The sequence below is a fragment of the Winogradskyella pacifica genome, from assembly GCF_003386275.1.
GTDB lineage: Bacteria > Bacteroidota > Bacteroidia > Flavobacteriales > Flavobacteriaceae > Winogradskyella > Winogradskyella pacifica.
Genome location: NZ_QREI01000009.1, coordinates 14,804 through 30,712, shown reverse-complemented (window position 1 = coordinate 30,712; position 15,909 = coordinate 14,804). Strand labels below are relative to the sequence as shown.

At 33.2% G+C, this 15,909-nt stretch carries 16 protein-coding genes; 7 read left to right on the top strand and 9 right to left on the bottom strand.

Annotation, left to right across the window (positions count from 1 at the left end; translation table 11 throughout):
- The first annotated feature begins 51 nt into the window (after window positions 1–51).
- From DFQ09_RS15950 to DFQ09_RS15930, 5 genes are all read left to right on the top strand, one after another.
- Window positions 52–756 carry a queuosine precursor transporter gene (locus DFQ09_RS15950; protein ID WP_115812118.1) on the top strand — a complete coding sequence of 235 codons (705 nt, stop codon included), beginning with the start codon at window positions 52–54 and terminating at the stop codon, window positions 754–756.
- A gap of 110 nt (window positions 757–866) precedes the next feature.
- Entirely contained in the window at window positions 867–3,557 is a 2,691-nt protein-coding gene (locus DFQ09_RS15945; RefSeq protein ID WP_115812116.1) for an AsmA-like C-terminal region-containing protein, read from the top strand.
- Between the two features lie 115 nt (window positions 3,558–3,672).
- Window positions 3,673–4,536 carry a sigma-70 family RNA polymerase sigma factor gene (locus tag DFQ09_RS15940; RefSeq protein WP_020895558.1) on the top strand — a complete coding sequence of 288 codons (864 nt, stop codon included), beginning with the start codon at window positions 3,673–3,675 and terminating at the stop codon, window positions 4,534–4,536.
- 102 nt (window positions 4,537–4,638) lie between these two features.
- Entirely contained in the window at window positions 4,639–4,833 is a 195-nt protein-coding gene (gene rpsU / locus DFQ09_RS15935) for a 30S ribosomal protein S21 (protein WP_020895559.1), read from the top strand.
- Window positions 4,834–4,964: 131 nt separating this feature from the next.
- The gene (locus tag DFQ09_RS15930; RefSeq protein ID WP_115812114.1) at window positions 4,965–5,480 is read left to right on the top strand and encodes a gamma carbonic anhydrase family protein; all 516 of its coding nucleotides are present in this window, start codon (window positions 4,965–4,967) and stop codon (window positions 5,478–5,480) included.
- A 21-nt stretch (window positions 5,481–5,501) separates the two neighbouring features.
- Here DFQ09_RS15930 and DFQ09_RS15925 read toward each other — a convergent pair whose 3' ends face one another.
- The 9 genes from DFQ09_RS15925 to DFQ09_RS15885 form a co-directional block, all read right to left on the bottom strand.
- Window positions 5,502–5,891: a GTPase gene (locus DFQ09_RS15925; RefSeq protein ID WP_245940377.1), complete on the bottom strand. Its 390-nt coding sequence runs from the start codon at window positions 5,889–5,891 to the stop codon at window positions 5,502–5,504.
- A gap of 78 nt (window positions 5,892–5,969) precedes the next feature.
- Window positions 5,970–6,749, bottom strand: a complete 780-nt coding sequence (gene murI, locus DFQ09_RS15920) for a glutamate racemase (protein WP_115812112.1) — start codon at window positions 6,747–6,749, stop codon at window positions 5,970–5,972.
- Between the two features lie 64 nt (window positions 6,750–6,813).
- Window positions 6,814–7,314, bottom strand: coding sequence for an OmpH family outer membrane protein (locus DFQ09_RS15915; protein WP_115812110.1), 501 nt, complete (start codon window positions 7,312–7,314; stop codon window positions 6,814–6,816).
- Window positions 7,315–7,346: 32 nt separating this feature from the next.
- Entirely contained in the window at window positions 7,347–8,459 is a 1,113-nt protein-coding gene (locus tag DFQ09_RS15910) for an OmpH family outer membrane protein (protein WP_317124908.1), read from the bottom strand.
- A 153-nt stretch (window positions 8,460–8,612) separates the two neighbouring features.
- Window positions 8,613–11,237, bottom strand: coding sequence for an outer membrane protein assembly factor BamA (gene bamA, locus DFQ09_RS15905; protein ID WP_115812108.1), 2,625 nt, complete (start codon window positions 11,235–11,237; stop codon window positions 8,613–8,615).
- Entirely contained in the window at window positions 11,209–11,949 is a 741-nt protein-coding gene (locus DFQ09_RS15900; RefSeq protein ID WP_115812106.1) for an isoprenyl transferase, read from the bottom strand. The genes bamA and DFQ09_RS15900 overlap by 29 nt, the downstream gene beginning before the upstream one ends.
- Entirely contained in the window at window positions 11,950–12,639 is a 690-nt protein-coding gene (porG, locus tag DFQ09_RS15895; protein ID WP_115812104.1) for a type IX secretion system protein PorG, read from the bottom strand.
- 110 nt (window positions 12,640–12,749) lie between these two features.
- On the bottom strand, window positions 12,750–13,631 hold the full coding sequence (locus DFQ09_RS15890) for an NAD kinase (protein ID WP_115812102.1): 882 nt from the start codon (window positions 13,629–13,631) through the stop codon (window positions 12,750–12,752).
- The gene (locus tag DFQ09_RS15885) at window positions 13,631–14,287 is read right to left on the bottom strand and encodes a CBS domain-containing protein (protein ID WP_115812100.1); all 657 of its coding nucleotides are present in this window, start codon (window positions 14,285–14,287) and stop codon (window positions 13,631–13,633) included. Before DFQ09_RS15885 ends, DFQ09_RS15890 begins: the two co-directional genes overlap by 1 nt.
- 89 nt (window positions 14,288–14,376) lie before the next feature.
- Here DFQ09_RS15885 and DFQ09_RS15880 point away from each other — a divergent pair, with 89 nt between their 5' ends.
- Entirely contained in the window at window positions 14,377–15,090 is a 714-nt protein-coding gene (locus DFQ09_RS15880; RefSeq protein ID WP_115812098.1) for a pyridoxine 5'-phosphate synthase, read from the top strand.
- A gap of 34 nt (window positions 15,091–15,124) precedes the next feature.
- Window positions 15,125–15,886, top strand: a complete 762-nt coding sequence (locus tag DFQ09_RS15875; RefSeq protein ID WP_115812096.1) for an alpha/beta fold hydrolase — start codon at window positions 15,125–15,127, stop codon at window positions 15,884–15,886.
- Window positions 15,887–15,909: the final 23 nt, after the last annotated feature.

Below are 15,909 nucleotides of genomic sequence, written 5' to 3'. Positions count from 1 at the left end.
AACAAATTTTATAACTTTACCTTTACCAAAACTATTTATTAACCATTTTCAATGTCATTAAAAGACAAGCTTTTAGCCCAGCGTATTTACTTCTTACTTGGTGGACTTTTTATCACGTCACTAGTCGTTTCAAATTTAATATTTCAAAAGTTCTTTTATTGGCAGCCTTTTGAAGCTGAAATTTTTGGATCAAAATTATTTGAGATTTCTGTTGGCATCTTACCTTATCCCATTACATTTCTAATTACAGATTTAATTAGTGAGATTTATGGCAAAAAACGTGCTAACGACATTGTGGTGGTTGGTATTTTCGCTTCACTATTCTCATTATTAATTATCTATATAGCATCTAGCGTACCTGCTACAAATTGGTCGTATGTTGATGACACCATGTTTAACAAAGTCTTTGGAAACACGTCGCTTGCTGTTTTCGCGAGTATGATTACATACTTATTTGCTCAGTTTGTTGATATACAAATCTATCATTTTTGGAAACGATTAACCAAAGGCAAACACCTGTGGTTGCGTAATAATTTCTCGACATGGTTTTCTCAATTTATAGACACCTTTACTATTGTGTCCTTACTTTGCACATTCGGAATTATAGATTGGGATAACTTCGCAGGACTACTCATTAGCGGATTTATTTTCAAAGTTTTAGTCGCGTTGTTAGACACACCATTCTTATATCTTGGGGTGTATTTATTTAGAAAGCGTTTTAAACTAAACGTAAATGAGGAAATAAATTTATTATAACCGCTAAACAAAACATTAAAATCTTCTTAAACTTACCGACTTTAGCAACTTTTATACGGAATTTTGCGTATATAACGAAGAAGCTATTTTAAAACCCAGAAATACTAATTATGAAGAAAGTCCTCAAAATTGTTGGAATCATTTTACTCTTTTTTATTGCGATACTTATTGCAATACCATTTTTTTTAGAATCTAAAATAGATACTATTGTTCAGAACTATGCAGATGAAAACCTAAACGCCGAATTAACTTTTGATGATATAAGCCTGAGTCTTATTAGTAGTTTTCCTAAAGCTGCAATAAGTGTCGATAACTTAAAAATCATAAATCGTGCCCCTTTTGAAGGTGAAACCTTAGCCACGGCAAAGTCATTGTCTTTTGAAATGGGTATTATGCAACTATTACAAGGCACAGAAGAACCTCTTGAAGTCAATGAAATAATAGCTAATGAGCTACTTTTGGTTATAAAAACCAATAAAACAGGTGCTGTAAATTATGATATTGTAAAAGAAAGCGATACTGAATCTGCTCCTGTAGAAACAGAAAGCTCTAGTGGTTTTAGTTTTGATATCGACAATTACGAACTTAACAACAGTGCCTTCACTTATATTGATGACACGTCTAACATGGCGTTTTATCTTACTGAAATTAACCATAAAGGAACAGGTATCTTTTCTGGCGGTAAATCTGAATTAGATACTCACACAGAAGCTAATGTTACTTTTGCTATGGATAGCACAGAATACTTAAGTAATAACAGTATTAAATTAGACGCGCTTATAGATCTAGATTTAGACCAACAAAAATATACGTTTAAAGAAAACAAAGGATACATCAATGCTTTACCCTTAGAATTTGATGGTTATGTACAGTTGGTGGAAGCCGGACAACAAATAGATATTACCTTTAAAAACCCTGAAGCCTCATTCAAAGATTTCTTGGCTATAATTCCGAAGGCTTATGCTAAGGATATTGAAAACGTAACCACCACTGGGAACTTTACGGTTAATGGTATTATAAAAGGATTGGTTTCGGATGAAACAATTCCGACCTTAGATATTAATCTAAATTCGAGTAATGCATCATTCAAATTCCCTGACCTTCCAAAAAGCGTTCGAAATATTGCGATTGATGCCTCTATAAAAAATACAACTGGTAATGTAGATGATACGTTTGTAAATATTAACAAACTGAATTTTCAAATTGATGAAGATATTTTTAAATCTGAAGCGTCTATAAAAAACCTCACCAAAAACATGTTGGTAGCGGCTAAATTAGATGGTGTTTTAAATTTAGCAAACATCACTAAAGCTTATCCTGTTGAATTAGAAAATGAGTTGAGTGGAATTTTAAAGGCAAACGTTAGCACTTCTTTTGATATGGATGCTATTGAAACCAACGCGTACCAACGTATTAAAAACGTTGGAAGTGTGTCCTTATCTAATTTTGTATTTTCTTCTGATGACATTTTAAATCCTATTCAAATCAACAAAGCAGACTTAACCTTTAAGCCAGGTACAGTAAGCTTAAATAGTTTTGATGCCCAAACAGGCAAAAGTGATTTCACGGCTACAGGAACCATTAATAATTTACTAGGTTTTATGCTAAGTGATAAAAACTTAGAAGGTAATTTTAATTTGAATTCTAATACGTTTGCCCTTTCAGATTTTATGTCTGAAGATACCTCTACGACAACAACGGAATCTTCAACTAAAACAAATGAAAACACGGCTGCAGCTGAATCCCTTAAGATTCCTGCATTTTTAGATTGTACCATTACGGCTAACGCTAAAACGGTGATTTATGATAATCTGAATTTAAAAAATGTAAAAGGGCAGTTGGTAATAAAAGACCAAACAGCTAGTCTTAAAAACATGACTACAGATATTTTTAATGGTCAATTGGGTATTTCTGGTAATGTTTCTACGAAATCTGCAAAACCAAGTTTCGACATGAAATTAGGAATGCAAAACTTTGACATATCACAATCCTTCAAAGATTTAGAAATGCTGAAGGCTTTAGCACCTATCGCACAAGTATTACAAGGAAAATTAAATTCTACTATTGATATCAGCGGATTTTTAGACGAAAGCTTTTCTCCAGATTTAACAACGATGTCTGGAAGTGCTTTGGCTGAGATTTTAACAGACAAAGTAGACACAAGCAACAGTCCTTTGCTTACTAGCTTAGATAGCAAATTAGATTTTATTGATTTTAGTAAATTAGATTTAAAAGACATTAAAACGAATCTAACTTTTGAGAATGGTAGTGTTTCTGTAAAACCATTTACAATTAATTATAAAGATATTCCTATTGAAGTTTCGGGTTCTCATAGTTTTTCAAACACTATGAATTACAGTGCCGTTTTACAAGTCCCAGCGAAGTACTTAGGGAGTGAGGTGAATCGTTTAATTGGTAAGATTAATGATAACGAAGTGAATAAGCTAACCGTTCCTGTTACTGCAAACATTGGAGGCACATTTGCGAGTCCTAGTATAAAAACAGATTTAACCTCTGGAGTTACTAATTTAACCAAACAATTGGTTGAAATTGAAAAGCAAAAATTAATTGGGAAAGGAAAAGATAAGGTTAGTGATTTGCTAAGTGGACTTTTAGGTGGAAACACAAACACTACTAAAACAGATTCTACCACAACAAAAGAAGACGCCACAAAAGAAGATACAACCAAACAAACAACGGAAGACAAAGTTAAAGAAGGAGTCGGTAATATACTGGGAGGACTATTAGGTGGAAAGAAAAAAACTGAAACTAAAAAAGAGACGGATTCGACTCAAAATTAAAGTACGAACTGAAAAAGTACTCCATTTCTCCCAAATTATGTTAATAATTACACATTTATTTGCTTTTCTTAATAATTAGATTACATTGAAGGTTCACTAAATTTCAAAAGAATACATGAGGCAATTAAAAATCACCAAGCAGGTTACTAACAGAGAAGATAAATCGTTAGATAAATATTTACAGGATATTAGTAAAATTCCTTTGATTACTGCAGATGAAGAAGTCGAGCTAGCACAGCTCATTCGAAAAGGTGATCAGGCTGCATTAGATAAATTAACAACGTCTAACCTTAGGTTCGTTGTTTCAGTTGCAAAGCAATACCAAAATCAAGGTTTAAAGTTACCCGATTTAATTAATGAAGGTAATGCTGGTTTAGTAAAAGCAGCTAAGCGTTTTGATGAAACTAGAGGTTTTAAGTTTATTTCTTATGCTGTTTGGTGGATTAGACAAGCTATTTTACAAGCGTTAGCAGAACAGTCGCGTATTGTTAGGCTACCATTAAATAAAATTGGTACCATAAATAAGATTAATAAAGCATTTTCTCATTTAGAACAAATTAATCAAAGACCTCCAAATGCAGATGAGATTGCTCGCGAATTAGATATTAGTGTTCGTGAAGTAAAACAATCTATGAAAAATTCTGGTCGTCACCTTTCTATGGATGCACCATTAAAAGATGGAGAAACGTTTAGTTTGTATGATGTTGTAAGTTCTGGTGAATCACCAAGACCCGACATGGCTTTAATGAAAGAGTCTTTAAACACAGAAGTTGAACGTGCTCTAGAAACACTAACCCAAAAGGAAAGTGACGTGATTCGTTTAAATTTCGGAATTGGAGATCAACCACCAATGACACTTGAAGAAATAGGTAGTATTTACGATTTAACTCGTGAGCGTGTAAGACAAATTAGAGAAAAAGGAATTCGAAGATTAAGGCATGCGAGCAAGAGTAAAATCTTAAAAACATACTTAGGTTAAAAATAAATTTCTAAAACATTGAATTAATTTTTTATTTTCAAATAGTTAGCATATATTTGCCGACCATTTGCAAGAAATAGTTAACAAAAATATATCGATATAATGATTAAAATCGAAATCAAAGAAGGAGAAAATATAGAACGTGCACTTAAGCGTTACAAGCGTAAACACAGAAATGTGCAAATTATGCAAAACTTAAGAGAGAAGCGTTATTTCGCAAAACCTTCTGTTAAGAGAAGAAGAGAAGTTCAGAAAGCTGAATACATTCAAGGTTTAAGAGACGCTGAAAATATATAAACATTATATTTATATAACGTAATACTAAAGAGTAGCAATTTTTGCTGCTCTTTTTTTATACACAAAATTCTGATTATTATAGATTTTCATTTTATCTTGAAAAACTATAGAACTCATTAAACCCATAATTTATGCCAATAATAAAAGCCGTTAGAGGAAAACACCCTCAAATCTCAGAGGATTGCTACATCGCAGAAAATGCAACTATAGTTGGAGACGTCACAATAGGAAAACAATGTAGCATATGGTTTAATGCCGTAATTAGAGGTGATGTGCACTTTATAAAAATGGGGAACAAGGTAAATATACAAGATGGTGCAGTTATCCATGCTACGTATCTTAAATCGCCTACAACCATTGGCAATAATGTTTCTATAGGACATAACGCTATAGTACACGGTTGTACCATAAAAGACAATGTGCTCGTTGGTATGGGAAGTATTATAATGGACGATTGTATTATAGAAAGCAATAGTATCATTGCTGCAGGAGCAGTACTAACCAAAAACACTCTGGTAGAATCCGGAAGTATTTATGCCGGTGTACCAGCCAAAAAAGTCAAGGCTATTAGCAAAGAATTAATCTCTGGTGAAATTGATAGAATTGCAGATAACTATGTAGAATATTCTAGTTGGTTTAAGGACTAAAGAGTAAACCATGTTAAACACTTAAAGTTGAAACTTCAATCGCTCAATTAAATCTTCAATAGTAGACAGCGCTTTTAAAGCTTCAGAATTTAGAACTGTTGAAATTTGCTGATCTTCTAATTTTAAAATCGTTGGATAAATCATATTAACATTAGGAAAGGTAGTTTCAAACTCATCCTTGTGATAGAATTCCATGTAGACCTCACTTTGTGTTCTAAAATTCTTCCAGATGTTGTTTTCTGTAAAAGTATTATGCGTTAATGCACATAAAGAACATTTATACGTGGACGGACTTATTAACTTGTGTCCTGATTCAAACAAAGCATTCAGTTTACCTGAGTTAGCATTATAAACAAATAGTAATTTCATGTATGCATCTTTATGTTTAAGACTATTAATGCGCTTCGCCATTTATAAGTCCTTTATCAGATAACGCCTTTAAATCTAGCGTTTCATAATGCATTAGTAGATAGTAAACAGAAAACCTTACTAGAAATCTAAATAAGACCCCTCAAAATTATAATCTAAAATTGAATTTAAAACCGTAATATCTCCATTAGAGAATAGTTGAATTATGGGTTGATTACCAGAATCATTAAGTAAACCAAGTGCTATTAATACAGTTTGGGTCTGTTTTGCAACTGCCCTACCTGAATCAATAATTTTTACATGCTTAGGAAGCATTTTAGTAAGCATAGGAATGAGGTAAGGATAATGCGTGCATCCTAGAACCAAGTAATCTATATTCTGCTTTAACATAGGCTCTAAATAGATATCTAAATAAGACTGCATTTCTTTAGAATCAATTTGACCGGTTTCAATTAGCGGTACAATACCTTCACCTACTTGTTCTATAATTTTAATGTCCTTAGAATATAAGTCAGTAGTTTTATGAAAAAGCTGACTGCTTAAAGTGCCTTTGGTTGCGAGAATACCAATAGCTTTGGTTTGTGTATTTAAAGCCGCTGGTTTTATAGCCGGTTCAATGCCAATAAATGGAATATCATAATTTTGTCTTAGATAATCTATTGCATTTGTAGTAGCTGTATTACAAGCCACCACAATAATTTTACAACCTTTATTAATAAGAAATTCGGTATTCTTAACGCTTAATAGGACTATTTCCTCTTCTGATAAGTTGCCATAAGGTGCGTTTTTGCTATCCGCTAAATAGATACAATTCTCATTTGGCAATAGCGCGTGAATCTCCTTAAAGATAGATGTACCTCCAATTCCAGAATCAAATATGCCAATAGGATTATTACTCATGTATACAAAAATAAAAAGTCGCTTAATAATAAGCGACTTTCTAAATAATTATTTTTAAATAGGATTACATTCCTAATTGCTTTTTAACATCTGCCATAAGATCTTTACCATCTTTAACAATCAGCATTGCTGCGTCAAAAACATACTGAATACCTTGTGCTTTAGCAACTGTATTGATCGCTTTATCTGCTTTCTCTACAATAGGCTTTAAAAGATTAAATTCTTTCTCTTGTAAATCTTTTTGAGCTTGTTGTTGGTACTCACCTAAACTTTGTTTGATACCTTCAACTTCCTTCATACGATCCATATTGGTTTGCTCTGTTTGCGTTTCAGCTTCAGCATTATACTGCTTAAGTTTAACGTCTAACTCCTTTAATGATGTCTGAATCGTAGCTTCATAAGTTTTACTCAATTTATCAATCTCAGTTTGAGCTTGAGCGTAAGCAGGCATTGCTTTAATTAAGTCTTGCTTATTAATATGTGCAACATTGCTTTGAGCAGAAGTTAAACTTGTAGCTCCTATAAAAAGTACTGCTGCAAATAATAAAGTTTTTAAATTTTTCATTTGATTTTAATTGTATTACGTGTTATAAATTGTTAATTATTGTCTTCGTTTTTCTTTGCCTTAGCAATAGAATCATTCTTCTTTACTTGTCTTTCACGCTCTTCACGTGCTTTTAAACGTTGCTCTATTATTTTCTTTTTTCTATCCTCTAATTCTTTTTGACGCGCTTCTCTATCCTTTAATTTTTGAGCGCGTTCGGCTGCTGCTATTTCTGCAGCTGTTAAAGGTGTTTTAGAATTGATACTATCTTTTTGTACTGCTCCTTGTGCTTTAGTACTATCTGTTTTAACTACAGGTGCCGTTTTAGTTGTACTATCTTTGACAACCGTTTTAGCTTCCTGTGAAGATTCAGATCTTTTATTCTTCTCATCAATTACTTTTTGACGACGCTCTTCAGCTTCCTTTTTCTTAGCATCTCTCAATGCTTGTTGAGCTGCACGTCTATCTTCCGTTGCCTTTTCGCGTTCTGCTCGCTTATCTGCTAATTCTTTTTCACGCTTTGCTTTAAGATCCTCTAATGCCTGCTGACGCGCATCTTTACCTGTATCTACAACAGGTACTACTTCCTCGTCTTCTAATTCTTGACGTTCCTTCTTGCTTTTAGCTTGCGATCGTTTAGACGTACGTGTTATAGTTCTTAAAACTTGCTCACTCATATCATAACGTTCAGCCGAATACAACATTACAACATCTGCAGATTTATCAAAAACAAAATCGTAACTTTTAGTTTCTGCTATTTCTTGTACAGCTGCAAAAATCTGATCTTGGATAGGCTCAATTAACTGACGCTTTTGAATCATTAAATCTCCTTCAGGTCCAAAACGTTTTTGTTGATAATCTAAAACCTCAGCTTCTTCAAAAGTGATGTCCTCAAAACGTTCATCATACAACTCCTTGGTTAAAAGAACGCTTTCATTATCTAGCTCTTTCTTTTTTTGCGCTATAACATTTAATTTGGTTTCAATTTCAGACTTCCAATCTTGCACCTTTTTATCTAACTGAGAAGATGCTTCTTGATATTCTGGCACATTTTGTAAAATGTACTCAGTATCAATGTAACCAATTCTTACGCCACGCTGTGCATTTACACTAAAACTAACAAGGCTTATTATTATTAATAAAAAAAGAACTTTAAATTTCATCATTTTTGTTTTTATGTTTTGAGACATTTTTTTTGTAAAACTCAATGTGTTATCATTTTAGTGTTACTAATCTTCAAATTTAACGAAATATATTCTTAAAAATTTTAACAACATGATGAAATTCTTGTTTAGCTATTAGAAAATATCGTGCCAAACTTAAAATTGTTGACCAATTATGAAGTGCGTTTCCCAATTTTTAACTGCTGTCCCATAAGGAGATTCATCAAATGCATGACCGAAATCTATACCAAGTAAACCAAAGGCTGGCATAAATATACGTAATCCAAAACCTGCAGATCTCTGAAGTTTAAATGGATCATAATCTTTAAAGTCATTTACAGACGTACCTGCTTCTAAAAATGAAAGTGCATATATTTTAGCTTGTGCACCTAAAGTAATAGGATAACGTAACTCTAATGAGAACTTACTATAAATTGAACCACCATCTTGAGACGATAATGATTGATTAGGATAACCACGTAATTGAACAACTTCTCTTCCGTCTAATGAAAAGTTACCTAAACCATCACCACCAACAAAGAACCTTTCAAAAGGAATAACTCCTCTATCATTATTATAAGCTCCAAGGAAACCAAATTCTACGCTAGGACGTAAAACTAACTTTTTGGTTAATGCTTGGTACCAATCTGCTTTAAATTTAATCTTATAAAATTCGAGCCATTTAAAACGTTCTTGGTCAATTTCTGCTATTCTTGATTGTGCATCGTTGTAAGCTGCAGTTTCCTGTAAGCTAGGATTAGAATTATTTTGATAATCACTAATCGTTTCGCTTTGATCAGCTCTATCGTCTTTTAATTCACTATAATCTACTCCATTTACTAATGAGTATGGGAATGAAAATTTAGCCGAAACAGAAAAACTAGAACCACCAGTTGGGAAAATAGGATCATTATAAACGTCACTTCTACTTAAACCAATTGTATATGATAAGTTATTTGAGGTACCATCTCCAAAAGTAAATAAACCTGTGTTATAATTTTGAAGGTCATAGTGCTGGTAACTGATAGCCTGAGACAATAGAAAGTAATCATCTGGTTCTGCTAATCGTGTTGAAACACCAAAGGTTAAACCTGTAATATTAAAGCTTTTATCTTTATCCGCACTTCCTGTACTAGAATCGTATAAAAATTGTCTCGAATGTGACAATGACGATGATAATTGATATGGTTTTTTACCACCAAACCATGGCTCACTAAAAGAGAAACTATAAGTTTGAAAAAACTGACTTGCCTGAAGTCTCAATGCTAAACTTTGACCATCTCCTCTTGGCACTGGCTTATACGCCTCTCCATTAAAAATATTTTTTATTGAAAAGTTATTGAATGACAAACCTAAGGTACCAATAAAGCCACCGCCACCATAACCACCTTGCAGTTGTATTTGACTAGAACCTTGCTCTACTAAAGCGTATTCTACGTCTAGAGTTCCATCTACCGGATTTGGATTTTTAATATCTGGTACAATTTGTTGTGCATCAAAATAACCTAACTGTCCAAGTTCTCTAATTGTTCTAATAATATCAGACTTTCTGTATAATTCTCCCGGACGTGTTCTAATCTCTCTATAGATAACATGGTCATTAGTAACATCATTACCGACTACAGTGATATTGTTATAATAAGCTGGTTTACCTTCAGAAATACGGATTTCCATATCTATGATATTCCCTTCTGCACTTACTTCTACAGGGTTAATCGTAGAGAACATATAACCGAAGTTTTGGTAGGCATTTGTAATATCATTTGCATCTGGATTACTGTCATCCGCGATACGTTCTCTCAATTCTACACCATTATAAGTATCACCTTCTTTTATACCTAGTAGGTTAGATAATTGCTGATCTGAATAGATGGTATTACCAACAAAAGTAATTTTACCAAAAGTATATTGCTCACCTTCTTCTACCTTAATATCTAAACTAATTGTTTTTTCATCTAAATAAGAAATAGAGTCTGATATAATTCTGGCATCACGGTAACCGTTCTCTTTATAATAATCTACAACACTTATTAAATCTTCTCTAAAATCGTCTTCAATATATTTAGAACGTTTTAAGATTCGAATGAAGTTCTTTTGCTTCGTGTTCTTCATCGCTTTACGAAGCTTCTTATCCACTATCTTTTCGTTGCCTTCAAAATTAATGGTCTTAATCTTTACTTTTTCACCTTTATCAATAGCAATACGCATGTTAACACGTTCTTTCTCTACCGAGTCAATAACTTCTGATGTGATAATCCTAACATCTGTATTTAAAAACCCCTTTTTTCTATACTTATTAGTAAGGTAGTTCTTAGTTGTTGCGATAAGGTTTTCTGTAACTTTCTGACCAGACTTAAGTTTGTTCTCGTCAATAATTTCCTCCTTTTTCCCTTTCTTAACTCCTTCTATTGTAAGATCTTTAAGTTCTGGCAAATCACTAAGATGTATCTCTAAGTTTGCATTCTTACCATCTATATCAGTTATATAAATATCTATACTACTAAATAAGTTAGATTTCCACAATGTCTTTACTGCGTTGGCGATTTTCTCACCACCAACTTGAATTTCTTCATCCTTTCTAAGTTTAGAATAGGCAATAATAGTTTGTGCACTAAAATTAGTGTTACCAGTAACATTAATCTCCTTAATTAAATAAGTTTCTCCTCCCTCTACTTGAGCGTAACTGCTAAATGAAATTGTAAAGAGGAATGCAACACAAAAAAGCTTAATATATGACTTCAATATTGCGGTATTAGGTAAGTTGTTCGCTTGTTTTTCCAAATCTTCGTTCTCTGTTTTGATAGTTTATGAGTGCCTCATATAGATTTTCTTTTGAAAAATCTGGCCATAAAACATCTGTAAAATATAGTTCTGCGTAGGCTATTTGCCATAGTAAAAAATTACTGATACGTTGCTCACCACTTGTGCGAATAAGCAGGTCAACGTCTGGTAAATTTTGCGTGTAAAGATGCTTATTAATAATTGATTCGTCAATACTTTCAGAAGAAATTATATTATTTTTAACTTTAACCGACAATTCTTTAATAACATTAACAATTTCTTCACGAGAACCATAGCTTAAGGCTAAAGTTAATGTCATATTAGAATTATTTTTAGTTTTTTCTATAACTCCTAAGAGTTCTTGATGCGCTTTTTTAGGTAAATCGTTTAGATTCCCAATAGCACATAATTTAATATTATTCTCTTGAAATGTTTTAATTTCTTTCTTTAGAGACTTTACTAACAGTCGCATTAAGGTTTGCACCTCTAGTTTAGGTCTGTTCCAGTTTTCTGTAGAAAAAGCATAAAGCGTTAGGTTCTTAATCCCTAACTCTGCACAAGCTTCAACCGTTTGTCTAACAGATTTTGTTCCATTTTCATGACCAACAACACGCATCAACCCTTGTTGTTTTGCCCAACGACCATTACCATCCATAATAATTGCTAGATGGGCAGGAAGTTTCTCTTTATTTATTTGTTCTTTTAAGCTCATTTAAAAATTGCAGTAACAAGGTCTTCGACCAAAGGTGTAAGTTAAGGTAATTCCTGTAAACATATACCAATCTGTATTATTTGTATTTCCAAAAGCGAAGCTTTCTCTATCTTCAGAATCAGGTGTACTTCCATCCAATTCGTCAGAAAATGTATAACGCGCTCCAATTTCTCCAGCTAAAACAAACTGATCAGCAATACGTGTTTTATAACCTAGCACTATAGGAATCCCAAGCGCCCAACTAGATGTGTCTTCTGAAACATACTCACCACTGTTTGTAAAATAATAATTATCGTGATTTGTAAGTGTAATTCCAGAATATAAATAAGGAGTCCCCTTTGTATCAATAGCATGAAGATCGAAATCAAAAAATGTAAATTCCATACCTGCTGAAATCTCAATTATGCTAGTATCAAATTCGTAATCGCGTTCTATTCTTCTTGGGTCATCAGAATCGCGATCAATTCCTTTTAAGTCAGAAAAAATAACTGAAGCCCTAAATGAATGTCTCGCACTTCGGTTCCATTTTGCTAAAACACCAAATGCTGCCTGATTTGGAGAGATATAATCCGTAGCTCCAACATCTCCAATAAAATTACTTCCGCCTGCAAATACGCCAACCTCATAAATCTGAGCATCAACATTCCTGGGGATAAAAGCACATAATAAAAGCAGAAAAAAATACTTCATAGAGTTTTCAAAGTTTGCAAATATAACAATTCTGATTTGTGCACAATAATTTGACACAAATAGTCTTACAGATAAACAGTTTTTGAAAGTAATTATTGTATAAACTTGGTTTAGTTACGACGATCTTCTCCCCAAAGTAATTTTTTTCTAAGCGTAGCAAGAAAAGTTTCATCTAATAATTCTACCATTTTTATAACAAAATCCGCCTTTTTCACGGTAACCGTAGTCGTATTAGAAAGTGTTACAATCCTAGAGTCTAACGACATTAAAAATTGATCTTCCCTACCATTAACTCTAAGTGTTACTGTTGTGTTATCTGGAAGAATTAACGGTCGCGCACTTAAATTATGTGGAGCTATTGGAGTCAATGCAAAATTCTTAGCATCTGGCGCAATTACTGGTCCACCACAACTTAAAGAATACCCCGTAGACCCTGTAGGTGTTGACAAGATAAGACCATCTGCCCAATATGATGTTAAGAACTCATCGTTGAGATGCGTTTCTATTGTTATCATGGACGTCGTATTTTTTCGACTTATAGCGATTTCATTTAGTGCGAAATGCGTATTTACAATATCTTGATGTTTTGGATCTGTTGAAACACTTAACAATGAACGTTCTGAAATTTTATAATCTCCATTAAAAATTTCTGTTAATGCGGTTTGTATATCATCGATTTGTATGGTTGCTAAAAAACCTAAGCGCCCTGTATTGATCCCAACGACTGGTATACCTAAATCACCCACGTATGTAATAGCTCTTAAAATAGTACCATCACCACCAACGCTAATTAATAAATCAAAAGTTGTATCTAACTCACTAAACGTCGTTACTTCAGTATTATCTTTTACAATCGCTTTTTGAGTATCCAAAAACTCGCGTTCTATAAACACTTGGGCTTGCTTTTCTATTAAAACATCTATTAGTTTTTCAACCGCTATTTGTGTAGTCTCTTTGGTATAATTCTGACCGTAAATTGCTACCTTCTTCATTACATGTTTAGGTATTTATCGAGATATTGCGAACGTTCCTTTAGCGTTTCGAGATAAGAATCGTCTTCATGCCCAGAAACAATATTATAACTGTAGCGTCTAAACGATTGAATAATTTCATTAAGACTAGTATTACTTATTTTTAAAGTTACTCTTGCTAAATCACCTTCCATTTTAGAAACAAAAGCACCTAGAAGTTTAGAGTCGTTAGATTCTACAATCTGGCTGATTTCACTAAATGAATAATCGTTAATACCTTTTTCCACAATTAGAATACCACCTGGTTCAGCGAAAAAGGGTGTTTCATTAAACAAATGTATAATGTCATTTAACTCGTAATAACCGATGTATTTATTGTTTTGATCTAATATAGGCATTATATTAGAGTCGTTTTGAGCAAATGCTTCTAACACATCTAACCAAATCGTGGTAGGTCTCACAAAAAAACCTTCAATAGCATAGTTGCAATCCCCAATAGTTTTAGCCCCCTCAAAACAATGAGCGTCAGTTTCAGAAATGCACCCCATATAAACCCCATCATTTTCAATAGGAATATGAGAGTACGTTAACTGATTAAAGAGTAGTTTTAAATCACCTACTTTATCAGTTATACCTAGCGGTTTAATATCATTTATTATATAGTCTTGAAGCTCCATTAACCTGTATAAATATGTTGCAAATTAATCAAAAATAACCACAAAATACGTCTCCTACTTTGTATTTTTGTGATTCAAAACCTATTACAATGACAAAGTTAAGTGTTAATATAAATAAGATTGCCACGCTGAGAAATAGTCGCGGAGGCGATGTTCCTAATGTAGTACAGTTTGCTAAAGACGTACAGCGTTTTGGTGCTGAGGGCGTTACTATTCACCCAAGACCAGACGAAAGGCATATTCGTTACCAAGATGCTTACGATTTAAAGCCAGAAGTTTACACCGAATATAATATAGAAGGTAATCCTATTCCGAAGTTTGTGGATATGGTTTTAAAAATTAAACCGACACAAGTTACTTTAGTACCCGATTCAGTTGATGCGATTACATCTAATGCAGGTTGGGATACTTTAAAACATAAAGATTTTTTAGTTGAAGTGATTAAAGAATTTAAAGCAAACGGCATCAGAACATCCATATTTGTTGACCCAGACTTACACCAAATAGAAGGCGCTAAAGCTACAGGGACAGACCGCATAGAATTATACACAGAAGCATTTGCGCATCAATATAGTTTAGGGAATGAAAATGCCATAAAACCCTATATGGAATGTGCAGGTCTTGCCAACACATTGCAACTTGGTATTAATGCTGGTCATGATTTATCTTTAGACAACATCGCATTCTTTAAAGAAAACATTACAGGTTTATTAGAAGTATCTATAGGCCATGCATTAATTGCTGAAAGTCTATATATGGGAGTTGAAAATGTTATTGGGATGTATCTTGATAAGCTAAAATAATAATTAACTTAAGGACACTTAGAAAAAACAGAGTATGACATTATATTCAAATATCATAGGAGAAGGCAAACCATTTATTATCCTTCATGGCTTTTTAGGCATGGGAGACAATTGGAAAACTTTAGCTAAAAAATTCTCAGAGTCTAATTTTGAAATGCATCTCGTAGACCAACGTAATCATGGTCGTAGTTTTCATTCGGACGATTTTGATTACGAATTAATGGCAGAAGACTTAAAACAGTATTGTGATGATAATAATTTAAATGACATTGTTTTACTAGGCCATTCTATGGGTGGAAAAACGGCCATGCTCTTTGCTGCCAAATACCCAGAACTAGTCCGTAAATTAATCATAGCTGATATTTCGCCACGTTATTACCCTGTGCATCATGATGCTATTTTAGAAGGCTTAAGTAGTTTAGATTTTTCTAAAATTAAAAGCCGTGGAGAAGCAGATGATGCGCTAAGCAACTATGTTCATGAAGACGGAACACGACTATTTTTACTCAAGAATTTATATTGGGTAGAAAAAGGACAACTTGGCTTGCGTATGAATTTAGACATTTTAAAAGAAAATGTTTCTGAAGTTGGAGAAGCACTTCCTACACACGCAACCTTTCAAAAAGACACTTTATTTTTACGTGGTGACCGTTCAGAATACATAGGAGATGCAGACGAAGCGATTATTCATAGACATTTTTTAAATTCTGAAATCATTACTATTTCTAATGCAGGACATTGGTTACATGCCGAAAATCCAAAAGATTTTTATGAGGCTGTGATGAATTTTATTTAAAAAATCAGTTACAAACACTCTCA